The sequence below is a fragment of the Leucobacter sp. genome, from assembly GCF_053528595.1.
This window is the reverse complement of sequence record NZ_JAIVPF010000086.1, coordinates 65,352-88,138: the sequence shown is the minus strand read 5'-3', so window position 1 is coordinate 88,138 and position 22,787 is coordinate 65,352. Positions and strand designations below refer to the sequence as shown.

General features: G+C 71.6%; 28 protein-coding genes. 13 read left to right on the top strand and 15 right to left on the bottom strand.

From position 1 onward, the window contains the following. Positions 1 to 32: 32 nt before the first annotated feature. Positions 33 to 728 (top strand): DsbA family protein, encoded by a 696-nt coding sequence (locus tag ACWKZU_RS17610; protein ID WP_449283636.1) that lies wholly within the window; start codon positions 33 to 35, stop codon positions 726 to 728. A 52-nt stretch (positions 729 to 780) separates the two neighbouring features. Here the strand turns inward: ACWKZU_RS17610 and ACWKZU_RS17605 are convergent, their stop codons facing one another. After that, positions 781 to 1,104 (bottom strand): DUF7882 family protein, encoded by a 324-nt coding sequence (locus ACWKZU_RS17605; RefSeq protein WP_449283635.1) that lies wholly within the window; start codon positions 1,102 to 1,104, stop codon positions 781 to 783. Between the two features lie 227 nt (positions 1,105 to 1,331). Between ACWKZU_RS17605 and ACWKZU_RS17600 the strand changes: the two genes are divergently transcribed. Next, positions 1,332 to 1,940 (top strand): flavodoxin family protein, encoded by a 609-nt coding sequence (locus ACWKZU_RS17600; RefSeq protein WP_449283634.1) that lies wholly within the window; start codon positions 1,332 to 1,334, stop codon positions 1,938 to 1,940. A gap of 208 nt (positions 1,941 to 2,148) precedes the next feature. Next, positions 2,149 to 2,292, top strand: coding sequence for a hypothetical protein (locus tag ACWKZU_RS17595; protein ID WP_449283633.1), 144 nt, complete (start codon positions 2,149 to 2,151; stop codon positions 2,290 to 2,292). Positions 2,293 to 2,338: 46 nt separating this feature from the next. Here the strand turns inward: ACWKZU_RS17595 and ACWKZU_RS17590 are convergent, their stop codons facing one another. Then, positions 2,339 to 2,983, bottom strand: a complete 645-nt coding sequence (locus ACWKZU_RS17590) for a response regulator transcription factor (RefSeq protein ID WP_449283632.1) — start codon at positions 2,981 to 2,983, stop codon at positions 2,339 to 2,341. A gap of 28 nt (positions 2,984 to 3,011) precedes the next feature. Here ACWKZU_RS17590 and ACWKZU_RS17585 point away from each other — a divergent pair, with 28 nt between their 5' ends. The 5 genes from ACWKZU_RS17585 to ACWKZU_RS17565 all read left to right on the top strand — a co-directional run bounded on the left by ACWKZU_RS17585 (position 3,012) and on the right by ACWKZU_RS17565 (position 7,196). Next, a complete protein-coding gene (locus tag ACWKZU_RS17585; protein WP_449283631.1) occupies positions 3,012 to 4,091 on the top strand; it encodes a histidinol-phosphate transaminase in 1,080 nt (359 codons plus the stop codon). A gap of 46 nt (positions 4,092 to 4,137) precedes the next feature. Further along, entirely contained in the window at positions 4,138 to 4,746 is a 609-nt protein-coding gene (hisB, locus tag ACWKZU_RS17580; RefSeq protein WP_449283630.1) for an imidazoleglycerol-phosphate dehydratase HisB, read from the top strand. Then, positions 4,743 to 5,474, top strand: coding sequence for an imidazole glycerol phosphate synthase subunit HisH (gene hisH, locus ACWKZU_RS17575; protein ID WP_449283629.1), 732 nt, complete (start codon positions 4,743 to 4,745; stop codon positions 5,472 to 5,474). The genes hisB and hisH overlap by 4 nt, the downstream gene beginning before the upstream one ends. 82 nt (positions 5,475 to 5,556) lie before the next feature. Continuing rightward, positions 5,557 to 6,303, top strand: a complete 747-nt coding sequence (gene priA, locus ACWKZU_RS17570; protein WP_449283628.1) for a bifunctional 1-(5-phosphoribosyl)-5-((5-phosphoribosylamino)methylideneamino)imidazole-4-carboxamide isomerase/phosphoribosylanthranilate isomerase PriA — start codon at positions 5,557 to 5,559, stop codon at positions 6,301 to 6,303. 14 nt (positions 6,304 to 6,317) lie between these two features. Continuing rightward, positions 6,318 to 7,196 carry an SseB family protein gene (locus tag ACWKZU_RS17565; RefSeq protein ID WP_449283627.1) on the top strand — a complete coding sequence of 293 codons (879 nt, stop codon included), beginning with the start codon at positions 6,318 to 6,320 and terminating at the stop codon, positions 7,194 to 7,196. 63 nt (positions 7,197 to 7,259) lie between these two features. Here the strand turns inward: ACWKZU_RS17565 and ACWKZU_RS17560 are convergent, their stop codons facing one another. Both ACWKZU_RS17560 and ACWKZU_RS17555 read right to left on the bottom strand, forming a co-directional pair. Beyond that, positions 7,260 to 7,592 (bottom strand): branched-chain amino acid transporter permease, encoded by a 333-nt coding sequence (locus tag ACWKZU_RS17560; RefSeq protein WP_449283626.1) that lies wholly within the window; start codon positions 7,590 to 7,592, stop codon positions 7,260 to 7,262. After that, entirely contained in the window at positions 7,585 to 8,379 is a 795-nt protein-coding gene (locus ACWKZU_RS17555; protein ID WP_449283625.1) for an AzlC family ABC transporter permease, read from the bottom strand. Before ACWKZU_RS17555 ends, ACWKZU_RS17560 begins: the two co-directional genes overlap by 8 nt. 104 nt (positions 8,380 to 8,483) lie before the next feature. Here ACWKZU_RS17555 and ACWKZU_RS17550 point away from each other — a divergent pair, with 104 nt between their 5' ends. Further along, a complete protein-coding gene (locus ACWKZU_RS17550) occupies positions 8,484 to 9,539 on the top strand; it encodes an aldo/keto reductase (protein WP_449283624.1) in 1,056 nt (351 codons plus the stop codon). A 253-nt stretch (positions 9,540 to 9,792) separates the two neighbouring features. Here the strand turns inward: ACWKZU_RS17550 and ACWKZU_RS17545 are convergent, their stop codons facing one another. Continuing rightward, positions 9,793 to 10,167 carry a DUF1844 domain-containing protein gene (locus ACWKZU_RS17545; protein WP_449283623.1) on the bottom strand — a complete coding sequence of 125 codons (375 nt, stop codon included), beginning with the start codon at positions 10,165 to 10,167 and terminating at the stop codon, positions 9,793 to 9,795. 231 nt (positions 10,168 to 10,398) lie between these two features. On the opposite strand from ACWKZU_RS17545, the gene infC reads away from it, so the two are divergent. The 4 genes from infC to ACWKZU_RS17525 all read left to right on the top strand — a co-directional run bounded on the left by infC (position 10,399) and on the right by ACWKZU_RS17525 (position 12,895). Further along, on the top strand, positions 10,399 to 11,010 hold the full coding sequence (gene infC, locus ACWKZU_RS17540; RefSeq protein ID WP_449283693.1) for a translation initiation factor IF-3: 612 nt from the start codon (positions 10,399 to 10,401) through the stop codon (positions 11,008 to 11,010). A gap of 78 nt (positions 11,011 to 11,088) precedes the next feature. Then, positions 11,089 to 11,283, top strand: a complete 195-nt coding sequence (gene rpmI / locus ACWKZU_RS17535) for a 50S ribosomal protein L35 (protein ID WP_010156662.1) — start codon at positions 11,089 to 11,091, stop codon at positions 11,281 to 11,283. Between the two features lie 44 nt (positions 11,284 to 11,327). Beyond that, complete coding sequence (rplT, locus tag ACWKZU_RS17530; RefSeq protein ID WP_053383560.1) at positions 11,328 to 11,711, top strand: 50S ribosomal protein L20; 384 nt, start codon at positions 11,328 to 11,330, stop codon at positions 11,709 to 11,711. 359 nt (positions 11,712 to 12,070) lie between these two features. Continuing rightward, the gene (locus ACWKZU_RS17525) at positions 12,071 to 12,895 is read left to right on the top strand and encodes a TrmH family RNA methyltransferase (protein ID WP_449283622.1); all 825 of its coding nucleotides are present in this window, start codon (positions 12,071 to 12,073) and stop codon (positions 12,893 to 12,895) included. A 227-nt stretch (positions 12,896 to 13,122) separates the two neighbouring features. Here ACWKZU_RS17525 and ACWKZU_RS17520 read toward each other — a convergent pair whose 3' ends face one another. The 10 genes from ACWKZU_RS17520 to ACWKZU_RS17475 all read right to left on the bottom strand — a co-directional run bounded on the left by ACWKZU_RS17520 (position 13,123) and on the right by ACWKZU_RS17475 (position 22,787). After that, positions 13,123 to 13,845, bottom strand: coding sequence for an ABC transporter ATP-binding protein (locus ACWKZU_RS17520; protein ID WP_449283621.1), 723 nt, complete (start codon positions 13,843 to 13,845; stop codon positions 13,123 to 13,125). After that, positions 13,842 to 14,765, bottom strand: a complete 924-nt coding sequence (locus ACWKZU_RS17515) for an ABC transporter permease (protein ID WP_449283620.1) — start codon at positions 14,763 to 14,765, stop codon at positions 13,842 to 13,844. Before ACWKZU_RS17515 ends, ACWKZU_RS17520 begins: the two co-directional genes overlap by 4 nt. After that, a complete protein-coding gene (locus ACWKZU_RS17510; protein ID WP_449283619.1) occupies positions 14,740 to 15,771 on the bottom strand; it encodes an NrtA/SsuA/CpmA family ABC transporter substrate-binding protein in 1,032 nt (343 codons plus the stop codon). Before ACWKZU_RS17510 ends, ACWKZU_RS17515 begins: the two co-directional genes overlap by 26 nt. Positions 15,772 to 15,788: 17 nt before the next feature. Then, positions 15,789 to 16,700, bottom strand: a complete 912-nt coding sequence (locus tag ACWKZU_RS17505) for an alpha/beta hydrolase (protein ID WP_449283618.1) — start codon at positions 16,698 to 16,700, stop codon at positions 15,789 to 15,791. After that, complete coding sequence (locus ACWKZU_RS17500; protein ID WP_449283617.1) at positions 16,697 to 18,160, bottom strand: NtaA/DmoA family FMN-dependent monooxygenase; 1,464 nt, start codon at positions 18,158 to 18,160, stop codon at positions 16,697 to 16,699. Before ACWKZU_RS17500 ends, ACWKZU_RS17505 begins: the two co-directional genes overlap by 4 nt. A 30-nt stretch (positions 18,161 to 18,190) precedes the next feature. Next, positions 18,191 to 19,288: a PLP-dependent cysteine synthase family protein gene (locus ACWKZU_RS17495; RefSeq protein WP_449283616.1), complete on the bottom strand. Its 1,098-nt coding sequence runs from the start codon at positions 19,286 to 19,288 to the stop codon at positions 18,191 to 18,193. A gap of 173 nt (positions 19,289 to 19,461) precedes the next feature. Continuing rightward, positions 19,462 to 20,748 carry a Dyp-type peroxidase gene (locus tag ACWKZU_RS17490; protein ID WP_449283615.1) on the bottom strand — a complete coding sequence of 429 codons (1,287 nt, stop codon included), beginning with the start codon at positions 20,746 to 20,748 and terminating at the stop codon, positions 19,462 to 19,464. Continuing rightward, positions 20,735 to 21,361, bottom strand: coding sequence for a copper chaperone PCu(A)C (locus ACWKZU_RS17485; RefSeq protein WP_449283614.1), 627 nt, complete (start codon positions 21,359 to 21,361; stop codon positions 20,735 to 20,737). The genes ACWKZU_RS17490 and ACWKZU_RS17485 overlap by 14 nt, the downstream gene beginning before the upstream one ends. Further along, entirely contained in the window at positions 21,358 to 22,071 is a 714-nt protein-coding gene (locus ACWKZU_RS17480) for a copper resistance CopC family protein (protein ID WP_449283613.1), read from the bottom strand. The genes ACWKZU_RS17485 and ACWKZU_RS17480 overlap by 4 nt, the downstream gene beginning before the upstream one ends. A 92-nt stretch (positions 22,072 to 22,163) precedes the next feature. Then, a complete protein-coding gene (locus ACWKZU_RS17475) occupies positions 22,164 to 22,787 on the bottom strand; it encodes a hypothetical protein (RefSeq protein ID WP_449283612.1) in 624 nt (207 codons plus the stop codon).

The window sequence follows — 22,787 nt, the reverse complement described above, 5'->3', positions numbered from 1 at the left end:
CCAGACAGACTCTCATCCGCACAGGAGGCATCATGCCCGACCCAGCACCGACCCGACCCGCATCCCGACTCACCACCTCGATGAGAGCGATGCTCATCACCGTTCCCGCATTGATCCTCATCACCGGGATCCTCGTCATCGTCGCCCTTCTCGATCGTCCCTCCGAAGAGGAGACGGCCGCCACTCGGGCGTCGACGCCGGTGATCGAGGCGGATTCTCACGTGCTCGACGCCGCGGGCGAGCACGCTCCGACGCTCGTGGAGTTCCTCGATTTCGAGTGCGAGGTGTGCGGAATGGTGTACCCCGCCGTCGAGGAGCTGCGGGAGGAGTACGCCGGAGAGATCAACTATGCGGTCAGGTACTTTCCGCTGCCCGGCCACCACAACTCGATGAACGCTGCGCTGGCCGTCGAGGCCGCGGCGCAGCAGGGCGACTTCGAGGGCATGTACCGGATGATGTTCGAGACCCAGGGGGAGTGGGGCGAGCAGCAGGCCGGCGAGGCGCCGCGATTCCGCGGTTACGCCGAGACCCTCGGCCTCGACCTCGACGCCTATGACGCCGCGATCGCGGATCCCGCGACCCGGGCCCGCGTGGAGCGCGACTTCGCCGCGGGGGAGGCGCTCGGCGTCACCGGCACGCCGACGTTCTTCCTCGACGGCGAGATGCTCGAGATCGCCTACACCTCCGAACTCGCCGAGGCGATCGAGGCGGCGCTCGCCGAACGATAGGCGCTCGCCGGCCCTTCGTGGCGATCATCGGGCGGCCGAAGGCCCGTCGGGGCTAGCCCGACGGGCGACGGCGTCCGTGCACCGCCCGCTCGGGCACGACCACGAGACCGCGGTCGCCGTAGGACAGCCGCGTGAGAGCGGCGATCCACTCGCGCGACAGCGGGCCCTGGACGGTGCCCGAGAACTGGAAGGCGATGGGCATCTCCGGCGAGATCCAGAGCGAGATCGTTCCGCTGCGCCCGGTGTCGTGAGGCGCCCAGGTGAGGAAGAACGACTCCTTCCTGCGCAGCTTCGCCGCGATCACGAATCGCACGTGCTCGAGGGTCCGGTCCTCGAACTCGTAGCGCAGCGACTTTCCGTAGATGAGAGTTCCCAAGACGAGCCTTCGTGATTGTTCCCGATCGCCGGCCCCCGGGGCCGAGGGCGAACAGGGACGACCCTGCGGGAACCGACGGTATCAACGAGACCTACCACCCGGAGGGGTGTACTTTTCGGTCGCGTGCTCCTCTAAGATCGCCTCGCTTCGGCGCCGGACCGTAGCGCTGAGCGCTCTACGGCGAAACCCCCTGCCCGATCGTTCTCGAGCGTTCTAGCGTGGTCGGCATGGACGCATCGCTGAAGGCCCTCATGATCAACTGCACGCTCAAGGTCGCGCCGGAGCCGTCGAGCGGGGACGTGCTCGGCGGACAGGTGCTCGACGCTCTCGCGCAGCACGGCGTCGCGGCCGAAAGGCTGCGAGCCGTCGACCACCGCATCCTCCCGGGAGTGGAGGCCGACATGGGGCAGGACGACGCGTGGCCGGAGATCAGGCGCGCCGTGCTCGACGCGGACATCCTCGTGCTCGTCACCCCGACCTGGCTGGGACAACACTCGAGCGTGGCGCAGCGGGTGCTCGAACGGCTCGACGCGGAACTGGGGGCGACGGATGACGCCGGCCGGCCGACCCTGTTCGACAAGGTCGCGATCCCGGTCGTCGTCGGCAACGAGGACGGCGCGCACCACATCTCCGCCGTGCTCGGCCAGGCGCTCGGGGACGTCGGCTTCACGATTCCCGCACAGGCCGCGGTGTACTGGAACGGGGAGGCGATGCAGAAGACGGATTACCGGGAGCTCGACTCGGTACCGGATCCCGTCGCGGCCGCCACGGCGACGGCGGCCGCCAATGCCGCGCACCTCGCCCGCCTCCTGCGCGCGGAGCCCTACCCGGTCTAGCAGCCGCCGCGAACGGGCCGCCGGGCGGAGGCCTCCCGGGAGGCGCGAGGGGATCGCTAGCGGGAGATTCGCGAGGAAGATCGGCCGGCATCGCGCGATGAGACTTCGAGAATGACCCCCGTTCGGGTACTAGAGGTGACGGTCGGGGCCGACCTAGGGTGAACCCTGGAAACCGTTCACCCGAGAGAAACGTCCGAGGTCGAGCCGCATGATTACCGGAGTCGCCGTTCTTCCGATGCTCGTGCTGCTGGCCGCCGTAGGCGCCCTCGTGGCCGGCATCGTCTTCATGGTGAGGAGATCCCGCAAACGCCGCGAGTCGGCGAAGCCGGGGGCTCCCGATCACCAGTCGTGATATCGCTCCCGCGGTGCCGCAGCGCAACGGCTGATGCAGACGCGTCCTAGGCACCCTCGTCGGGCAGCATGCCGTGCTCGATGCCCCAGCGCACGGCCTGCGAGCGGCGCTCGACGCCCATCTTGCGGTAGGCCGAGCGGATGTAGGACTTGAGCGAGTTGAGCGTGATGTAGCTCAGCTGGGCGATCTCGGGATTGGTGAGCCCCTGCGTGATCAACGCGATCACCTCCGCCTCGCGAGCGCTGAGCCCCTCCCGCTGTCCCGGCCAGGCGCCGGCGGAGACGGCGGTCTCCTCGGCGGGGTGCTCCCGCGCCGGCGAGGTCACGATCTCCCCGGCGTGGATCCGCTCGAGGGCGCCCACGAGCTCCGCGGCGCTCGAGGACTTGTCGATGTACCCCCGGCAGCCGTGGTCGAGCGCCCGCGCGATGAGATCCTCGTGCGTGTTCCAGGTGTAGACGACGACGGCGCCCGATCGCGGGTCGGCGACGACCTCGTCGACCGCGTCGCCCGCCGCCCGGGGCCGCCCGAAGGTGTCGTAGAGCGTGAGGTCGACCTCGCGGTCTGCCGTGTCCCGCACGTCGACCTCGACCACCTGCACGCGCGAGGCGAACGGCTCGAGGATCGTTCGCAGCCCCATGACCACCAGCTCGTAGTCGTTGAGCAGGCGGACGCGCAGGGGGCGAGGGATCATGCGCCCAGTATCCCAATAGACTGTCCTGGTGACCAGCCTGAGCGATCTGCCCCTCCGCGCCAACCTCGTGGGCAAGCAGCCCTACGGCGCTCCCCAGGACCCGGTGCCGGTGAGCCTCAACGTCAACGAGAACACGCACCCGATCCCGGAGGACGTCGTCGCCGACATCGTCGAATCGCTCGCCCGGGCGGTGCGCGGTGTCAACCGGTATCCCGACCGTGAGTTCACCGAGCTGCGCGAGTCGCTGGCCGGCTACCTCGGTCACGGTCTCACCGCGGAGCAGCTGTGGGCCGCGAACGGGTCGAACGAGGTGCTGCAGCAGATCCTGCAGGCCTTCGGAGGGCCGGGCCGTTCGCTGCTGAGCTTCACCCCGACCTACTCCATGTACCCGCTCCTGGCGTCGGGCACCGACACCGACTGGATCGCCGTCCCCCGTCCCGACGACTACGCGCTCACGCCCGAGATCGTCGTCGCGGCGCTGCGGGAGCACCGGCCCGACATCGCGATCCTGTGCGGCCCCAACAATCCCACGGGCACACCGCTCGATCGCGACGTGATCCTCGCCGCCTACGACGCCTTCGACGGCATCCTCATCGTCGACGAGGCCTACCAGGAGTTCGACGCCGAGCGCGAGAGCGCCGTCGCGCTGCTGCCCGGCCGCCACCGGTTGCTGGTCTCGCGCACCATGAGCAAGGCCTTCGCGTTCGCCGGGGTGCGCCTCGGCTACCTCGCGGCGGATCCCGCAGTCATCGACGCGCTGCGCCTCGTGCGGCTGCCCTACCACCTGTCGGCGCTTACCCAGGCGGCGGCGACCGCCGCGATCCGGCACGCCCCCGAGATGCTGGCCACCGTCGCCGACATCCGCGCCCAGCGCGACCGTCTGGCCGCGGCGCTCGCGGGCCTCGGCTACGACGTGCACCCTTCCGGAGCCAACTTCCTGCTGGTCGGGGGCTTCGCCGATCCCGACGCCGTCTTCGAGACGCTGCGCGCGCGGGGGATCCTCATCCGCAACCTGGGGATCCCGGGGCACCTGCGCATCACCGCGGGCACTGCGGAGGAGACCGGCGCGGTCATCGACGCGATCGCGGCGCTCACACCGCCGCGCTGAGCCGGCCTGCCCGGGGTGACCGCCGAAGCCCGATAGAATCGAGCATATGACCGCTCTCCCACGCACCGCCTCGCTCGAACGATCCACGAGCGAGTCGCAGATCAGCCTGAGCCTCGACCTCGACGGCACGGGCGAGTCCGACATCGACACCGGGGTGCCGTTCTTCGACCACATGCTCACGGCGCTGGCGCGGCACTCGCTCACCGACCTCACGGTGCGCGCGAGGGGCGACGTGCACATCGATGTGCACCACACCGTCGAGGACACCGGGATCCTGCTCGGGCAGGCGATTCTCGAGGCGCTCGGCGACAAGAGCGGCATCTCCCGCTACGGCGACGCACTCGTGCCGCTCGACGAGGCGCTCGCGCAGGCCGTCGTCGACATCTCGGGCCGACCCTACCTGGTGCACTCGGGCGAGCCCGCGGGCTTCGAGTTCCACCTCATCGGCGGGCACTTCACCGGCTCGATGGTGCGGCACTTCTTCGAGGCGCTCGTGCTCAACGCGCGTCTCACCGTGCACCTCAGGCTGATCGAGGGGCGGGATCCGCACCACATCGCCGAGGCCGAGTTCAAGGCGTTCGCGCGCGCTCTCCGCCAGGCCAAGGCGAAGGATCCGCTCGTCGCCGGCATCCCGTCCACGAAGGGCGCTCTGTGACCGTGAAGCGGGTCGTGGGCGGTTCTGCTGATACGTCTCCGCGCAAGCGCGTCGCCGTACTGGACTACGGATCGGGCAACGTGCACTCGGCGGTGAAGGCGCTCGCGCGGGCCGGCGCCGAGGTCGAGCTGACGCGGGATGCGCGGGCCGTCGCCGAGGCCGACGGGCTGCTCGTGCCCGGCGTGGGTGCCTTCGACGCCGTCATGCAGCAGCTGCGCGCGGTGCGCGGTGACGAGCTGATCGACCGGCGGCTGGCGGGCGGGCGCCCTGTGCTGGGCATCTGCGTGGGCGAGCAGGTGATGTTCGAGCGCGGTGTCGAGCGCGGCGTCGAGACCGAGGGGCTCGGCCAGTGGCCCGGGACCGTGCGCGAGCTGCGCGCCCCCGTGCTGCCGCACATGGGCTGGAACACGGTCGACGCACCCGACGACTCCGTGCTCTTCCGGGGCATCTCCGACGAGCGCTTCTACTTCGTGCACAGCTACGCGGCGACCGACTGGACGCTCGAGGGCAGGATCGGATCGGGCGGAAACGCGGAGCGTCTCCGCCCGGATCCTGCTGGCGCCACAGCGCCGGTCGGGGCGACCAGGCCGCTCGTCACCTGGGCCGAGCACGGCGAGCGATTCGTCGCCGCCGTCGAGAACGGCCCGCTCAGCGCCACCCAGTTCCACCCCGAGAAGTCCGGCGACGCCGGCATCCAGCTGCTGCGCAACTGGATCTCCACCCTCTAGAGCGCGTCGCCCGAGCGACGATCCCGAACGGGCAGACGCGCTTCCGCACTCTCGAAACCCCACACCGAAGGAGACCGTACACATGAGCGAGCTCGCGCACGGCCCCAAGCTGCAGCTGCTGCCCGCCATCGACATGGTGGACGGCAAGGCCGTCCGCCTCACCCAGGGCGAGGCCGGCACCGAGACCAACTACGGCAGCCCGGTCGACGCCGCGCTCGACTGGATCGATCAGGGGGCCGAGTGGATCCACCTGGTCGACCTCGACGCCGCGTTCGGCCGGGGCAGCAACGTCGCCGTGGCGCGCAAGATCATCAAGCGCGCCGGCGATGTGAACATCGAGTTCTCGGGAGGCATCCGCGATGACGCCAGCCTCGAGGCGGCGCTCGAGATGGGCGCGCGCCGGGTCAACCTCGGCACGGCCGCGCTCGAGAACCCCGAGTGGACCCGCGCGGTGATCGCGCGCTACGGCGAGCAGATCGCGGTCGGGCTCGACGTGCGCGGCGAGACCCTCGCCGCCCGCGGCTGGACCGAGGAGGGCGGCAACATCTGGGAGGTGCTCGAGCGCCTCGAGGATGCGAACTGCCCCCGCTACGTGGTGACCGACGTCACGAAGGACGGCACGCTGCGCGGCCCCAACATCGAGCTGCTCAAGGGCGTCTGCGCGCGCACCGAGCGGCCGGTGATCGCCTCGGGCGGGGTGTCGAGCCTCGACGACCTGGCCGCGCTGCGCGAGATCGTGCCGCTGGGCGTCGAGGGTGCGATCGTGGGCAAGGCGCTCTACGACGGCGCCTTCACGCTGCCCGCCGCCCTCGACGTCGCCGGCAGGTAGGCCCCGAGCCCTTCATGGCCATCAAACGTCTCCCCTCCACCGGCGACGCCCCGCGATCCACGGGGGTGCCCGAGAGCCTGGTCCCGGGCGGTGCGGCCGACTCCGCGGGGTTCCCGTGGGCCGGCCGCAGCTTCGACCACCACGGAACCGCGTTCGCCGATGACGACGGCGCGACGCCCCGCGCGTTCGCCGCGGCCGTGGCGGCGGTGCGCGAGGCGGCCCTGCAGGCGGATCGGGAGGACGCCGAGCGGCTGCGGCGCCTCGCCGACGCTCACGCCGAGGCGATCCGCGCGCTCTCCGGCTGCCGCGTGCTGATCCCCCTGCTCGCCGAGGCGGGCGACACGGGGATCACCCCCGAGGGGCGTGCGGTCGAGAAGTCGCAGGAGCTCTCGATCGTGACGGTGGCGGGTCCCGACGGGCGCCGTGTGATGCCGGTGTTCAGCTCGGTCGAGACCATGCGGTCCTGGAATCCCGAGGCGCGCCCCATCCCCGTGCCCGGCCCGCAGGCCGCCCTTGCGGCCGCGCAGGAGCAGACGGACCTCATCATCGTCGATCCGGGCACTCCCGAGCGCGAGTTCGGGGTGCGCCGCACCCAGCTCGAGGCGATGGCGCTGGGTGCGCGGGTGCTGCCGGCCTGGGCCGATCCCGCGGTGATCGCCGCGTTCGACGCGTCGGTCGCGGAGGATCACCGGGTCGCCCGGATCGCGCTCGCGCCGGGGGATCCCGAGGCGCGCCTGCTCGCACCCGAGACCGAGGTGATCCTGCGGCTCGTGCCGGGCCTCGGCCGGGAGGGCTTGCAGGAGCTGGTGGCCGCGGCGCAGCAGCGCTGGGCGGCCGACGCGATCATCGCCGCGCGCGTCGACTCGCTGCGGCTGCGTCCCGTCGCCGCCTGAGCGCCGCGCGCTCCCCGCGGGCGGAGCACGCCGCCGCCGCACCCGCGGCGCCGGGCGCGCACCTCAGACGAGGTTGAGCAGGATCACGTAGCAGGCCGTGCCGGCGGCGATGCTGAGCAGCGCGCGCCGCTTGCAGGTGAGATGCACCACGACGGTGACGGCGGAGGCCGCCGCGATGGCCCACAGCTCTCCGGGGCGCGCGATGATCTCGTCGCGCAGCACCGCGATGACGAGGATCAGCAGCAGCCCCGCCGGCATCCAGATCCCGAGCTTCTGCACCAGCTTCGATCTGCGCAGCGGCTTGAGGATCGCGAAGGGGAGCGCGCGCAGGCCGAGTGTGATCAGCCCGCTGATCGCGATCGCGGCGATCAGATACCAGAGCGCGGGATCAGGCATCGCTCTCCTCCCCGGGTGCGCCGGGCCGCGCGGCATCATCCGCCGCTCCGCCCCGCTGCGCGCCGTCTCGGTCGCGGCGCCGCCCGAGCAGATACCGCAGCACGAGCAGCGCGGTGAAGAGGGCGAGCCCGGCGAGCAGCGCCGAGTCCGGAGCGATGAGGATCGCGACGGTCATCGCCAGGCCCGCGAGCAGGATCGACGGGATCTCCCTCCTGCTCCGGGCGGCGTCCAGGGTCATGACGATGAAGAGCGCGTAGAGCGCGAACTCGAAGCCCTCGATGGGCTCGGGCAGGGCTGCGGCGATCGCGACGCCCAGGAGCCCGCCGCCGACCCAGTAGGCCTGCATGGCGAGCTGGCCGGTCACGATCCTCGCCGAGCTCAGCTTCTCGGCGGGCAGGAGCGCGTAGGTGGCGTAGGCCTCGTCGATGAGCGCGTACACGGAGTAGGCGCGGGGGAGCCCCCTCCGCACCCGCGTCAGCGGAAAGGAGAACGCGTAGAAGACGTGCCGGAAGTTGAGCGCGAACACCGTCGCCGCGATCGTGACCAGCGGGGCCGCCGACGCGAGCATGCTCACGAGGAGGAGCTCGACCGAGCCCGCGAAGACGCCGATCGAGAGAGCGGGGGCGAGCCACCACGGGAGGCCCGCCTGCATCACGAGCATGCCCAGAGCCACGCCGAGCGGGAAGATCCCGATCCCGACTCCGAGCGAGTCGGCGAGCCCGGCCCGCACCTGCGCGCTCCGAGGGGCCCCTGCGGCGTCTGCCGGAGGGGAGGCGGAAGCGTGCATGCCCCTATCCTGCCGCATCGCGGGACGGCTTGCGGACCGGGCTGAGGCCGATCCGCGCGCCGACCCGCGCGCCGGTTCCGCGGGAAGGGCTACCATCGGGGGTCATGAGCTTCGATTCCGAGACGTCCCGCTACGACCGCACCGCCGTGCGCCGCGTCGGGAGGAGCGGCCTGCACCTGCCCCTCCTCTCGCTCGGACTGTGGCAGAACTTCGGCGATGACCGCCCGCACGACACTCAGCGCGAGCTGGTGCTGGGTGCCTTCGAGCGCGGCATCTTCCACTTCGACCTCGCCAACAACTACGGCCCGCCGCCCGGTTCGGCCGAGCGCAACTTCGGGCGGATCCTGCAGCGCGATCTCGCGGCCCACCGCGACGAGCTGATCATCTCGACGAAGGCCGGCTGGGACATGTGGCCCGGACCGCACGGCGCCGGAGCCGGCCGCAAGCACCTGGTCGCGAGCCTCGATCGCTCCTTGGAGCGGCTCGGCGTCGATCGCGTCGACGTGTTCTACACGCACCGGCCCGATCCCCGCACGCCGCTCGAGGAGACCGCGACCGCGCTCGACCACATCGTGCGCTCCGGCCGCGCCGACTACGTCGGCATGTCGTCATACTCGGCCGCGGCGAGCCGCGAGCTCGCGGGGCTGCTGCGGCAGCTCGGCACACCGATCGCGATCCACCAGCCCTCCTACAGCATGCTGAACCGGTGGATCGAGCAGGACGGTTTGCTCGATGCCGCCTCGGAGGAGGGCTTCGGGGTGATCGGCTTCACCGCCCTCGCCCAGGGCATGCTCACCGACAAGTATCTCGACGGGGTGCCCGAGGGATCGCGCGCGGCGAGTCCCGGCAGCTTCTCCACCGGTGCGCTCACCGATGAGCTGCGCGAGTGCCTGCGCGGGCTCGCGGCGATCGCGGCCGATCGCGGGCAGAGCCTCGCACAGCTGGCGCTCGCGTGGGCGCTGCGGGATCCCCGGGTGACGAGCCTCGTGATCGGCGCGAGCCGCCTCTCGCAGCTCGACGAGAACTGGCGGGCGCTGGAGCGGCTCGATCTCGAGGCCGGCGAGCTCGCGGCGATCGACGAACTGCTGGAGCGCGTGGACGCCGACGTGGACCTGTGGCGCGACGCGCGTCTGGGCGGGCCGGTGCCGCTGCTCGGGTGAGCGGTTGAACCGAGGAGCCGCCGAGCCGCCGAGCCTCTGGGCGGCAGACCGAGGGCGCTAGCCCCGTCTACGCGCGTCAGTAGTTGTCACCAAACCGGCCGTTTGGCGACAACTACTGACGCGCGCAGTGATGTAGTCATCCGTCGATCGAGCGCGCTTCGGCTCGCTCAGCCTGCTCGGCTGTCTCGGCAGCCGCGGGGTGATGCCGAGATCCTGCTCAGTGCACCCGTGCGAGTCTCTCGGGCGCCGGTTGTCAGATCACCGATCCGGTGTACTTCTCGCCGGGGCCCTTGCCCGGCTCGTCGGGGATGGCCGAGGCCTCGCGGAACGCCAGCTGCACGGAGCGCAGGCCGTCGCGCAGGGGGCGCGCGTGCGAGTCGCTGATCTCGGGGGCGCCGGCGGTGATGAGACCGGCGAGCGCGTTGATGAGCTTGCGCGCCTCGTCGAGATCGGTCTCGTTCTCGGGATCCTCGGAGAGCCCGCACTTGATCGCCGCCGCGCTGAGCAGGTTCACCGCGGCAGCGGTGATGATCTCGACCGCGGGGACCTCGGCGATGTCGCGCGCCGCCTGAGCGGCGACGTCGGCCTCGGCCTCGGGGATCGCGTCCTGCTGCGGGTTCTCGCTCATGGTGTCCTGACTGTCGGGATCGTGCGTGTGCTATGATTATCTGTGGTTCTCGGCGTCTTGCCGAGATGCGGAAGAGGAGATACTCCCACCCGGCACCGCCTTCTAGGTTACCGGGTAGTTGGCGCCCCGTCGTTCACGCGACAGCTGAAGGGTGCGGGTGGCGCGTGCGCGGCCCTGATCTCCGTCCGTCGCTCGACGAGCGACCATCACACGAGATCAGAGGAGCCTGCGATCAGCGATCCCCGTACGAATGACAGAATCCGCGTCCCCGAGGTGCGACTGGTAGGACCCAGTGGCGAGCAGGTCGGTGTCGTGCCGATCGAGACTGCGCTTCGCCTGGCGGCAGACGCCGATCTCGATCTCGTCGAGGTTGCCCCGAACTCGAAGCCGCCCGTGGCCAAGATCATGGACTTCGGCAAGTACAAGTACGAGGCCGCCCAGAAGCAGAAGGAAGCCCGCCGCAACCAGGCGAACACGGTCCTCAAGGAGGTCCGCTTCCGCCTGAAGATCGACAAGCACGACTACGAGACGAAGACGAAGCGAGCCGTCGGCTTCCTCTCGCAGGGCGACAAGGTCAAGGCCATGATCCTGTTCCGCGGTCGCGAGCAGTCGCGTCCCGAGATGGGCGTGCGCCTGCTGCAGCAGTTCGCGGAGGACATCGCCGAGTTCGGCACCGTCGAGTCGTCTCCTCGGATCGACGGCCGCAACATGGTGATGGTCATCGCACCGCTCAAGAACAAGTCCGAGGCGAAGGCCGAGCAGAACGCTCGTCGCGCAGAGGAGAAGGCCACCCGCAGGGCGGACAAGGCGGCCGGCACCGCCTCCGCTCCCGCCGGCGAATAATCTGCGGCGGGCTGCTCAGCGCAGCCGCAGCCGTGCACCACGCAGCCGTTCAGGCGCGCACACAACAAGGAGAAATCGATGCCCAAGCAGAAGACCCACTCCGGGGCCAAGAAGCGCTTCAAGCTCACCGGCTCCGGCAAGCTGATGAAGCAGCAGGCCGGCATGCGTCACAACCTCGAGGTCAAGGCCTCGAAGCGCAAGCGCCGCCTGAACGCCGAGCAGGTGCTCGCCAAGGGCGACGCCAAGCAGGCCATGAAGCTCCTCGGCCACTGATCACGGCCCTCAACACCCAAGACTTTTCGTAAGGAAGAACTGAAATGGCAAGAGTCAAGCGGGCCGTCAACGCCCACAAGAAGCGTCGCGTCATCCTCGAGCGCGCCGAGGGCTACCGCGGGCAGCGTTCGCGTCTGTACCGCAAGGCCAAAGAGCAGGTCATCCACTCGCTCGTCTACTCGTACAACGACCGCCGCAAGAAGAAGGGCGACTTCCGTCGTCTGTGGATCCAGCGGATCAACGCCGGCGCCCGTGCGAACGGCCTCACCTACAACCGCTTCATCCAGGGCCTCGGCCTCGCGGGTGTCGAGGTCGACCGTCGTATGCTCGCCGAGCTCGCGGTGAACGACCAGGCCGCCTTCGCCACCCTCGTCGAGGTCGCGAAGAACGCACTGCCCGAGGACACCTCGGCTCCGAAGGCCGCGTAAGCAGCCCTCTCGCTCCGAAGAGCCCCGTCACCGATCGGCGACGGGGCTCTTCCGCGTGCACGGGCGCTTCTGCGCAACGCGGGAGTCTCGTTCGGCCGCTTCACCCGCATGGATGCAGCGTCTCGCGACTTCCACTTGCGGGAAGAGGGAGCGGGCGGCGAGTGGCGGTGCCCCGCGAGCCCCGTCCCGGGTTCCGTCCCGCCCCGTCCCGGGCCCCGCCCCGCCCCGCTCTGCCGAGACCGACTCGCTTGTTCGAGCACGAGTGCTTCCGCACTGATAACTTCTGCGGTTTCGGAGAACGTGCTCGGTTTCGGCGAGCGGGGGCGGCCCCGGCCATCTGCCGCGGGTAGTGTGGACGGGTGAACGATGCGATCCTGAGCAACCCCAAGTCGGCCCGTGTGCGGCGTGCGGCGGCGCTCGCCCGCAAGAAGGAACGCCTGGCGCAGGGGCGCTTCCTGGTCGAGGGGCCGCAGGCGGTGCGCGAGCTGCTCGCGCACCGGCCGGAGCTGGCCGAGACCGTCTACGCCACGATGGGCAACGAGCCCTGGCAGTTCGAGGTGGATCGCCTCGCCTCGGAGTCGGGGGTGCGCCTGGAGCGGGTCACCGACGACGTGCTCGCGGCGATGAGCGAGACCGTCAACCCGCAGGGCGTCGTGGCTGTGGCGTGTACCTGGCGGACCCCGGTCGCCGAGGCGGTAGGCGGCGCCCGGCTCGTCGTGGTGCTGCACGAGGTGCGGGATCCCGGCAATGCCGGTGCGGTGCTGCGCGTCGCCGACGCGGCGGGCGCCGACGCGGTGATCTTCGCGGGGGAGAGCATCGACCCCTTCCACCCGAAGGTGGTGCGCTCGACGACCGGGTCGCTGTTCCACCTGCCGGTCGCGGTCGCGGCGTCGCTGGGCGAGGCGACCGGGGCGGCCCGGGACGCGGGTCTCGCGGTGCTCGCGGCCGACGTGCGCGGCACCGATCTGCTCGAGGCCCGCGCTGAAGGCGTGCTCGCGGAGCCGGTCGCCTGGATCTTCGGCAACGAGGCGCGAGGTCTGAGCGACGGCGAGCGCGCCCTCGCCGACCGCTCGCTGAAACTCCCCGTCTACGGCGCCGCGGAGTCACTCAACCTCGCCACTGCAGCGAGCGTGCTGATCTACGAGACGGCGTTTGCGCAGCGCGCTGAGAGCAGAACGCGCTAGCGTTCTGCCGCGCGCTGCGGTGACGCCACCGCGTCAGGCGTGCTGAGAGACGGCGATCCGATCGGCCGGCTACCCCGTCATCCCGCGCGAGCTCGACGAGTCGCAGGATCCACCACGCCTATGGATTCTGCGACTCGCGAGCTCGCGCAGCATGACGGGGAGAAGACGAGCTCGCGCAGAGCGACGGGGCAGCGGTGCTTCGGCGATCGGCGACCGCAAGCCCGGCGTCACCGGATGTGCAGCTCCTCGAGGAGCCGCTGCCGCAGCGGCGCGAGCTCCGGAAGCCCGGTGTCGCGCGGATGCGGCGTCTCCACGACGTGCTCGTAGGCGAAGCCGCCCGCGTTCAGCACGAGGATCCGGTCGGCGAGACGGATCGCCTCGTCGATGTCGTGGGTGACGAGCACCACGGCCGGGCCGTGCCGGGCGACGAGCTCGCCCACGAGCGTCTGCATCTCGATGCGCTTCAGCGCGTCGAGGGCGGCGAACGGCTCGTCGAGCAGGAGCAGCTGGGGGCGGCGCACGAGTGCTCGAGCGAGCGCCACGCGCTGCGCCTCTCCCCCCGACAGGGTCGCGGGCCAGCTGCGCTCGCGCCCGGCGAGACCGACCTCCTCCAGGGCGCTCTCGACGGCGGCGCGGGTCTCGGGGGATCGCGGCAGGCCGATCGCCACGTTGGCGTAGACGCGCTTCGAGGGGATCAGGCGCGGCTCCTGGTACACGAAGGTGCTGCGCTCGGGCACGAGCACTTCGCCGGAGTCCGGGCGCTGCAGGCCCGCCAGCACGCGCAGCAGCGAGGTCTTGCCGGTGCCGCTCGGGCCGAGCAGCACGACGAACTCGCCGCTGGCCACCTCGAGGTCGAGGCCGTCGAGCACCTGCCTGCCCTCGAAGGCGAGCCGCACGCCGTGGGCGCGCACGCGCAGCACTGTGGGGTCGACGGTGGAGACGGCGGTCATCGCAGCGACACCCCCTGGCGCCAGGGGAGGAGCGTGTGCTCGAGCAGTCGCACGAGCGCGTCGAAGAGCAGGCCCAGCACGGCGTAGATGACGACGCACAGGAACAGGTAGTCGACCCGGTTGTACTGCTGGGCGAGCGAGACGAGGTAGCCCAGCCCCACGCGGGTGCCGACGTTCTCGGCCGCGATCAGCGCGCCGATGCTGATGCTGAGGCTGATCCGGAGCGCCATGAGGATGCCGGGGAGCGAGAGCGGCAGGATGACCTCGCGGATCAGCTGGGCGCCCGCGAGCCCGTAGCCGCGCGCCGCCTCGACGAGCTTGCGGTCGATGCCGCGGACCGCGAGGTAGACGTAGGCGTACATCGGGGCGATGGTCGCGAACGCGATCACGAGCACCTTGAAGGTCTCGTCGATCCCGAACCAGGCGATGAACAGCGGGACGACGGCGAGGAAGGGGATCGCGCGGATGATCTGGAGCGAGCCGTCGACCAGATCCTCGCCGGCCTTGGACAGTCCTGAGAGGAGCCCGAGCAGCAGCCCGAGGCCCGCCCCGAGCAGCACACCCACGAGCACCCGCAGCAGCGAGGCGCCGAGGGAGGTGACGAGCTGGCCGCTGGTGACGAGATCCCAGCCCGCGAGCAGCACGTCGGGGATCGTCGGCAGCACGGCCGTAGGCACGAGGCCGAGGCCCGAGACGAGCCACCAGCCCAGCAGGATCGCGGCGGGGATCGCGGCGCGGCGCAGCGCCACCACGCCGCGCCGCGTGACGCGGCGACGGGGATAGGCGGGCTCCCGCAGCGCGGTCGTCGCCGCCGTCGCCGCGACGCCTTCGGGAGCGCCCGGCGGGGCCGTGGCGCCGGCGGAGGAGCGAGCCCCCGCCGGCGCCCGGCCGACCTCAGCCGAGATCTGCGATGAGGTCATCGGCCTTCACTCCCTCGGGGATCACGCCGTTCGTCGCGAACACGTCGATGATCGACTGCAACCGCTCGCGGTCCTGGTCGGTGGGGAGGCGCAGCGTCGCCGGCTTCGCGCCGTTGACCTCGATCTGCCAGGCGAGGGCGTCTCCCTCGAGCGCGCGCGGGCCGCTCGACTCGAAGACGTTGACGTAGTCCTCGGGATTCTCCGAGCGATCGGCGATGAGCGGGCCCGCGGCCTCCACGACGGCCTTCGCGATGTCGGGGCGCTCTTCGAGGAGGTCCGTGGTGAACAGGATGATCTCCCGATCCTGCGAGTCGAGATCCTTCTCGGTGGCCACGATGGTGCCGGTCTCCTTCGCCTGGCGGAAGAAGTCGCCGAAGGTGGCGATGGCGTCGACCTTGCCGGAGGCGAACGCCGACAGCGCTTCCGCCGGCTGCAGGTACTGCAGCTCGACGTCGTCCTTGGTGAGGCCCTCCTGCTCGAGTGCGTAGAGCACGAGGTACTCTCCCTTGCCCGCGGGGTTGACCGCGATCGACTTGCCGGCGAGGTCGGAGACCTCGGTCGCACCGCTGGCCGTGGTCGCGATGATGCCGGAGTCGTCGCCGGCGGTGTCGGAGTCGAGCACGGCTCCCACGCGGATCGGCGCGTCCTGCGAGGCCGCGCCGACGACCGGGGTGAACGCGCCCTCGCTGACCTGGATCTCACCGGTGCTGAAGAGCGGCAGATTCGCCGAGACCGCGCCCTTGGCGGGCACCCAGTCGACGGTGGCGTCGAGCGGCGCGAGGGCCTCCTCGAGCACGCCGTCGCGCTTCGCGACCGCGAGCCAGCCGTTGTTGACGGGGTCGGTGACCTTCAGGGTGTAGGTGCCCTCGGCGGACTGGCTCTCCTCCGCGGGTGCGCTCTGCTCGAGGGCCGAGCTGCTGGAGGTGCAGGCGGTGAGCAGCGCGGGAACGGCGAGCAGCAGGGCGAGTGCGCCGAGGCGGCGGGGGTTCTTCGACTTCGTGTGCATGGGTGTGGGGGGTCCTTTCAAGCGGTGCGGGGTTGGAGGCGCGCAGCGGCGACCCGGCCGCGCGCGGAGGGCGCGGCCGATTCGACGTGGCCGATGACGGCGCCGATGAGGGGGTGGGATGAGAAGAGCGGATCGGCGTGGTCGGCGTCCTCGAGCTCGAGCAGCGTCGAATCGGCGCCGATCGACCGCAGGGCGCCGTGCCAGGTGCGCTGCGAGTAGCGGATCTCCGCGGAGTCGCGCGATCCGACGAGCAGGAGGAACGGCGGGAGGTCCGCGGGGGAGAGCTCCGCGAGGTGCAGCCGGGGGTCGCCGTCGAGCGCGTCGCGCAGTGTGACGGTATCGAACTCGGGGGTGCCGATGAACTGCACGAACGGGTCGCGGGGCACCGGCGGCGCGGCATCCCCGCGATCCCAGAAGCCTCCCGGGTACGGGGCGTCCGGATACCGGTGCTTCAGGTAGCGCGACGCGGGGTCGAGGGGCGCGTACCACGACACGACGGCCGCGGGAACGGAGGCGAGGCGATCCTCGGCGATGCCCTTCGTGACCGCGAGCGAGGCGAGATGCCCGCCGGCCGAGGATCCGCCGATCGCGGCCACGGGAGGGCCGTCGGCTCCGAGGCCGAGCTCCTGCGCGTGCTCGCCGGTGTACTCGATCAGTGCGAAGACGTCGTCCAGGTTGCGGGGGTACGGATGATCCGAGGTGAGGGTGTAGTTCGCGTTGATGGTCGTGATGCCCGCGCTCGCGAGCGCGGCGGGGATGCGCTCGCTCGTCGACTTGTCGCCGTAGCGCCAGCCACCGCCGTGGAGGTAGATGAACGCGCCGGGCAGCCGGGGCGTCTCCGGCCGGAAGAGGTCGAAGCGCTGGGCCGAGTGGGCGCCGTCGGCCGCGCGGTACTCGATGTCGCGGGTCACCTCGAACGCGCCGCTCATGCGTTCACCCCCTGCAGCTCGGGCGCCTCGGCGCGCGTCTCGTCGACCGAGGCCTCGGATGCGCCGGGCGCGTCCAACGACCCGGGGCCGGCGGCCGCCTCGGGCCGGCGGCGCAGCACGGCGGGCCGGGACAGGCCGAGGTGGCCGCGGAGGGTGTCGCTCGTGTACGAGGTGCGCGCGATCCCGCGCCGCTGCAGCTCGGGTACGACGAAGTCGACGAAGTCGCCGAATGCCGAGCGCATGAACGGCGGGAACACCTTGACGCCGTCGAAGGCGCGGGAGACGTAGCCCTCCTCGATCCAGTCGGCGACGTCGCGGGGATCGCCCACCACGACGGGGAAGTTCTTCTTGTTGGCGGCGAAGCGGAAGAGCTCGTCGAAGGTGAAGTCGTAGTCGCCGGTGATGCGCGCGAAGTCGTCGAGGAGCGCGCGGGCGGTGCCGTCGGCCGGCAGCGCGTCGACGTCGATCTCCGCACTGACGCGCACCTGCGGGCGCACGCGCTCCGCGTCGATCCCGAGCTGGCGCGATACGAGCCCGGGGGCGAAGCGCTCGACGAGGTTGTCCTGCACCTCGTTGAAGAGCTCGCGGGCCCGCGCGCGGGTGTCGGCGACGTAGATGTTCGCGCCCACGACGAAGGCGTAGTCCTCGGGATCGCGGCCGTGCTGCGCGGCGAGATCGCGGTGGGTCTGCGCGTAGCGCCGGTTCCACGGCACCGAGGCGTAGGGGCTGAAGCGCACGTCGGCGTAGCGGGCGCCGAGCTCGAACGACTCGGGGGAGGTGCCCGCGTGCAGGATCGGCACGCGGCCCTGCGGCGAGCGGGGCGCGTTGAGCGGGCCGGCGACGCGGAAGTGCTCGCCCGCGAAGTCGATCGGCTCCGCGGCCTCGGGCGCGAAGAGCCGCCCCCGCTCCTTGTCGCCGACGAACCAGTCGTCGGACCAGGAGTCCTGCAGGCGCGTGAAGATCTCGAGGTACTCGTTCGCCCGTACGTAGGCGTCGTCGTGGTCGGGCCGCTGGGTGTAGCTGAAGTTGCGGTACGCCGCGCCGCCCGGGGCGCCGGCCACGAAATTGATGCCGAACCTGCCGCGCGACAGGTGGTCGACGTTGCTGGCGAGCTGGGCGGTGAGGTAGGGATCGCTGTAGGTCGTGTTGACGCTGGCGACGAGGCCGATCCGCGACGTGACGGCCGCGAGGTGGGCTGCGGCGGTGAAGCCGTTCAGCTGGAAGGCGTTGCGGACGACTCCGCCGGGGTTGGCGTTCGAGCTGTCCTCCGTGTTGCCCCAGAAGAAGTAGTCGAAGACGCCGCGCTCGGCCGTGCGGGCGGTCTCGGCGAGGAGGGCCGGGTCGAAGATGCCTCCGAGGTAGGAGGATCCCGAGCGCCAGCCGCTGTTGGTGGCGCCCGTGGGCCAGTAGCTGAGGGCGAGGATCAGGTGATCGCGATCGGGTCGCGGGGAGCGGGGCATGGTGGTCTCCTGGGACGGTGCGGTGCGGGACTACGCGGGGATGCGGGACAGGGGGCGATCCGCGGGCTCAGGGGCGCCCGCGGGTGCGGCGCTCGCCACCTCTCCCCGGGCGATGCGGTCGGCGAGCCGCTCGTAGCCGTTCTCCCGGAGCCAGTCGAGGTGGTACTCGCGCGACACGTAGTCGCGCGCGCTGTCGGCCGAGAAGACGACGAACACGTCGTCCTCATCCGCCTCGGCGGCGAGGTCGAGGGCCACCTTCAGCGAAAGGGCCGAGGAGACGCCGATGAGCAGACCCTCCTCGCGCGCCGCGCGCCAGCCGAGCTCGATCGCCTCCTCCCGCTCCCGCTGCTCGAAGCGGTCGATGACGTCGAGGTCGATGTTCGCGGGCCAGTCGTGCTCGAGCTGCTCGTAGCCGGGCTCGCGGGAGGCCACCCGGTAGAGGTTCGACTGCGAGTGCATCGAACCGTGGAAGTCGGTGGCGATCACGGCGATGTCGGGGTTCTGGCCGTGCAGGTAGGCGCCGGTGCCGCTGACGGTGCCGCCGGTGGCGATCTGGGCGAAGAAGTGTGTGACGCGGCCGGCCGTCTGGTGCCAGATCTCCGGGCCGGTGGAGGCGATGTGCGAGGCGGGGTTGTCGTGGTTGGACTCCTGGTGCGACCACCAGCCGTGCTCCTCCGACGCGGCACGGGCCTCGGCGACGTTGGCCCAGTACTCGGGGTCGTCGCGCGGCACGTCGGGCCGGCCGGGCAGCAGCTCGACGCCGAGGAAGGCGAGCAGCTTGGCCTTCTCGGGTGAGAGCGTGGGCAGCGGCACGGAGCTCGAGGGGTGGCCCGTGGCGTTGCCCGCGAGCGCGATGCCGATTGCGGTGTTGCCCGCGCCGGTGTCCGTGATGCGGCCGCCGGGCTGCAGATCGCCGCTGCTGATCGCCTCGCGCACGATGTTGAGCCCGATGCGATCCTTCGAGGAGCCGCCCGGGTTGAATCCGTCGAGCTTGACGTAGACGGTGGCGGGCAGACCCTCGGTGAGGCGGTTGAGCCTGACGAGCGGCGTGTTGCCGATCAGTTCGAGCACGCTGTCGTAGGTCTGGCTGCGCGTGGGATCGGGGAAGGCGGGCGGCAGGACTGGCATGTGATTCCTAGCGGTGGCGAGTGGGCACGGGTGTGTGTTCACTCGCCAAAGCTACCGATGAATCAAAACATGCAGTGATGCGTGAAGTAATGTGACGTTATGTGTGCTTCGGCGCCGAGTTTCGACCCCGATCCCGGCGGCGGCTCCGAACCGCCGGGACCGGTGCGTCGAGCTCAGGTGAAGAGCGTCGCGCCGAGCGTCTCCCCGGCTCCGAACCCGGGCAGGATCGCGAACACCGCCGAACCGGTGTGCGCGACCCACTCGTTGAGCAGGTCGAGCTCGTCGAGCCGGCGCTGAATCGGGACGAACTGCCGCAGCGGATCGCGCTGGTAGCAGGCGAAGAGCAGGCCGGATTCGCCGTCCTCGTCGTAGTTCGCGCTGCGGCGGAAGATGCGCTCCGACGGGTCCTCCGAGTGGGCGCGCCGGATGTGCGCGAAGCTCGGGATCACGGGGAGCCCGCTCGGATTCACGGCGTCGAAATCGGCCGGCGTATGCTCGTCCGCGTCCGCCGGCGCCGAGAGCGGCGATCCGTTCGCGAGCCGGCGGCCGATGGTCTGCTCACGGCCGGGCCGATCCACCTGATCCCAGGTGTCGAGTTCCATGCGGATGCGCCGCAGCACGAGGGCCGTGCCCCCGGCGAGCCAACCGCCGTCTCCGCCGTCGCCGATCCACACGAGCCCGTCGAACTCCTCCTCCTCCGGCGCGGGGTTCACCGTGCCGTCGACCTGGCCCATCAGGTTGCGCATCGTCGTGCCGGCCGGTTCCGAGCCGCGCGCACTGCGGAATCCCTGCTGCGTCCACAGCGGCTCGACGAAACTGCGCAGATCCCGGTCGATCATGCGCGCCGCGTGGGCCACGGGCAGCGGATCGTCGGCCTGCAGCAGGATCAGCAGGTCGCCGCCGTCGTGGCGCCCGTCGAAGCGGTCGCGCTCGAAGGACGGCAGTGCGGCGAGCCACTCCGGGCGCAGCGCCGGATCCACGCGGTCGACGAACCCGGGGCCGACGCCCACCGTGACGGTGAGCGCGGAGGGCCGTGCTGCGAGCTCCGGCTCGGAATCGGCGAGCGGCGCCGCACCCGAGGTGAGCCCCTCGACGTCTCCGGTGAGGATGCGGAGCATGCGCTCCAGCGCGGCGCGGTCGGTCTCCGGCCGCAGCGCGTAGGCGACGAAGCGCACGTGCGCGGCGGCAGGGGTGACGATCCCGGCCTGGTGCTCGCCGTGGCAGGCGAGCGCGTCGCCGCCGAAGGGCTGCGGGTCGGCGGGCGCTCCGCTCGCCCCGTCGGTCTCGCGGATGGCGCCGAACCCGCCCAGAGCCCCCAGCCCGAGAGCGGCGCCGAGACCGGCGCCGGCCGCGCCGCTCGCGAGCAGGGCCCGCCGGCCGAAGCGCCGCGGCCCGGAGGCCGCGGTCGCTTCGGCGACGGGGGAGTTCGTGCGATCCGGGTCCGGGTCAGTGCTCCGCATGATCGGCGTCGTGCGCGTGCGCGTCGTGATCCGAGTCGCCGTCGTGCGCCTCCGAACCCTCGTAGTTCTCCTGAGCGCCGGAGAAGTCCTTCACGAGCACCTCGACCTCGACCTCCGAGCCGTCGTCGAAGCGCAGCGTGAGGGGCACCTCGTCGCCCGCCAGCAGCGGCTCGGCCAGGTCCATGAACATGATGTGGTTCCCGCCGGGCTCCAGCACGAACGAGCCGCCCGCGGGGATCGTGAAGCCGCCCTCGACCTCGCGCATGGTGGCCGCGGCCCCCGACGTGACGGTCTCGTGCAGCTCGACCGTGGCGGCCGCGGGGCTGTCGACGCCCGTGAGCGTGATGTCGCCGTCGCCGTGGTTCTCGACGGTGCCGAACACACCCGTCATGCCCTCGCCGGCCTTGGCCCAGCCGCCGGTCAGCGAGATCGGCTCGGCGTGCGCCGAATCGCTCGCGTGCGCGGAGGCCGCGTCCGGTGCCGCGGGCTCGGCGGCGCCGCAGCCCGCGAGCAGCAGCGTCGCCGCGAATGCCGCGGCGACGGGGGCGCTCCTGCGCGCGACCGTCGTGCGCGAGGCCGCAGAGCCGTCCCGGGCGGTGAGGCGGGGGCTCATGCCCGGTCCTCGCGATCCTCGTCGGCGGCCGCGCGCTGCCGCTCGGCGTCGGCGGCCATGCCCCGCGCACGCCGGCGGTTGCCCGCGGTGGCGGCGGCGATGCCGCCGGCGATGACGGCCGCGCCGCCCACCACGACGGCGATGACGGCGCCCACCGGCGCACCGGCCTCCTGGGAACCGGCGTCCTCGGTCTCGGCGTGCTCCTGGTCCGAGTGCTCGTGATCCTCGCCGGCCTCCGCGCCCTCCTCCGCGAGGTCGTGATCGTCCTCGGCGGCCGCCTCGTCGCTGATCGTCGGTGCGCCGCCCTCCGGCACGGTCAGCGTGAACATCCCCTCGATGGGGTGGCCGTCGCTCGACACGACGCGCCACGCGCCGCTGTAGTCGCCGGGTGCGAGATCCGTCTGGAGCGGCTGGGTGACGTCCGGTCCGTCGATCACGGGGTCGCCGTCGGTGGCGTCGGCGCCGTCGGGCGCGGTGATCACGATCTCGGTGCCCACCTCGATGATGCTGTTGCTGAAGACGAGGTGCACGGCATGCGCCCCGCCGTCGGCGGGATCGGTCTCGACCGCGCTGCTGATGAGCTGATCGTGGGCGAGCGCGGGGGTCGCGATGCCGAGCACGGGGACGGCCGCGAGCGCGGCGGCGCCGGCGAGCAGCGTCGCCGCGGCCGCGCGCGAGAAGAGGGGACGGGTGGTGTGTGTGCGAGACATGGGGTCTCCGAGTTTCTCCGGGGTTGCCCGGGCAGGCGCGCAGCGGCGACCGCTGCGCGCGGATGATGTGGGGAAACGTGTGGGGTGCCGATTCAGGCGACGGCCGCGGGCGGGCCGCGATGGGTGATCACCGCCGACAGCAGGCGGCTGCGCGCGGAGACGACGGGGGCCCAGGAGGTGAGCCGCGGCGTGCGGGTCTGCAGGGGAGCGGCCGATGCTCTGCGCAGCGGCAGCGCCCGGCGCACGAGTCGCACGAGCGCCAGGAAGGCGCGTTCGCCGCGGTGCAGCAGTGCGATGGTGAGCAGTGCCGCGATGGCGTGACCCGCCCACATCGCGGCGTCTGCCGAGGCGGCCTGTCCGAGACCGGCGAGCTCCGCGGAGGGGAGCTGTGCGCCGAGGTGGGCGGCGTGCGGGGAGACCGCTTCGGCTCCGGCCGTGCCGGAGCCGCCGGCGCCGATCCAGGAGAAGAGCCAGTGGTACAGGAACTGCGACGCCGAGACCGCGAGGGCGAGGCGCCAGAGCGAGCCGATCCGGCCCGCCAGCGCCGTGCAGACGGGCAGGGCGAGGATCGCGGTGGCCGCGATCGCGAGCCAGGAGATCTCCCCGCCGGCGAGGCCGTGCGACGCGGCGGCGAGCAGCGTCGCCGCGAGTGCCCCACCGGCCCCGCGCCAGGCGCGGGCTGCGCGGCTGAGGCGCGCGGTGTCGATGGTGGTCAC

Coding starts and splice junctions, on each gene's coding strand:
- ACWKZU_RS17500 (WP_449283617.1), bottom strand. CDS start 18,160: ATGCCCCGCTCCCCGCGACCCGATCGCGATCACCTGATCCTCGCCCTC.
- rplT (WP_053383560.1), top strand. CDS start 11,328: ATGGCAAGAGTCAAGCGGGCCGTCAACGCCCACAAGAAGCGTCGCGTC.
- ACWKZU_RS17505 (WP_449283618.1), bottom strand. CDS start 16,700: ATGAGCGGCGCGTTCGAGGTGACCCGCGACATCGAGTACCGCGCGGCC.
- ACWKZU_RS17555 (WP_449283625.1), bottom strand. CDS start 8,379: ATGCACGCTTCCGCCTCCCCTCCGGCAGACGCCGCAGGGGCCCCTCGG.
- ACWKZU_RS17560 (WP_449283626.1), bottom strand. CDS start 7,592: ATGCCTGATCCCGCGCTCTGGTATCTGATCGCCGCGATCGCGATCAGC.
- ACWKZU_RS17600 (WP_449283634.1), top strand. CDS start 1,332: ATGGACGCATCGCTGAAGGCCCTCATGATCAACTGCACGCTCAAGGTC.
- ACWKZU_RS17610 (WP_449283636.1), top strand. CDS start 33: ATGCCCGACCCAGCACCGACCCGACCCGCATCCCGACTCACCACCTCG.
- ACWKZU_RS17550 (WP_449283624.1), top strand. CDS start 8,484: ATGAGCTTCGATTCCGAGACGTCCCGCTACGACCGCACCGCCGTGCGC.
- ACWKZU_RS17490 (WP_449283615.1), bottom strand. CDS start 20,748: ATGCGGAGCACTGACCCGGACCCGGATCGCACGAACTCCCCCGTCGCC.
- ACWKZU_RS17590 (WP_449283632.1), bottom strand. CDS start 2,983: ATGATCCCTCGCCCCCTGCGCGTCCGCCTGCTCAACGACTACGAGCTG.
- ACWKZU_RS17485 (WP_449283614.1), bottom strand. CDS start 21,361: ATGAGCCCCCGCCTCACCGCCCGGGACGGCTCTGCGGCCTCGCGCACG.
- ACWKZU_RS17495 (WP_449283616.1), bottom strand. CDS start 19,288: ATGCCAGTCCTGCCGCCCGCCTTCCCCGATCCCACGCGCAGCCAGACC.
- rpmI (WP_010156662.1), top strand. CDS start 11,089: ATGCCCAAGCAGAAGACCCACTCCGGGGCCAAGAAGCGCTTCAAGCTC.
- hisB (WP_449283630.1), top strand. CDS start 4,138: ATGACCGCTCTCCCACGCACCGCCTCGCTCGAACGATCCACGAGCGAG.
- ACWKZU_RS17515 (WP_449283620.1), bottom strand. CDS start 14,765: ATGACCTCATCGCAGATCTCGGCTGAGGTCGGCCGGGCGCCGGCGGGG.
- ACWKZU_RS17595 (WP_449283633.1), top strand. CDS start 2,149: ATGATTACCGGAGTCGCCGTTCTTCCGATGCTCGTGCTGCTGGCCGCC.
- ACWKZU_RS17545 (WP_449283623.1), bottom strand. CDS start 10,167: ATGAGCGAGAACCCGCAGCAGGACGCGATCCCCGAGGCCGAGGCCGAC.
- priA (WP_449283628.1), top strand. CDS start 5,557: ATGAGCGAGCTCGCGCACGGCCCCAAGCTGCAGCTGCTGCCCGCCATC.
- ACWKZU_RS17480 (WP_449283613.1), bottom strand. CDS start 22,071: ATGTCTCGCACACACACCACCCGTCCCCTCTTCTCGCGCGCGGCCGCG.
- ACWKZU_RS17565 (WP_449283627.1), top strand. CDS start 6,318: ATGGCCATCAAACGTCTCCCCTCCACCGGCGACGCCCCGCGATCCACG.
- ACWKZU_RS17510 (WP_449283619.1), bottom strand. CDS start 15,771: ATGCACACGAAGTCGAAGAACCCCCGCCGCCTCGGCGCACTCGCCCTG.
- ACWKZU_RS17520 (WP_449283621.1), bottom strand. CDS start 13,845: ATGACCGCCGTCTCCACCGTCGACCCCACAGTGCTGCGCGTGCGCGCC.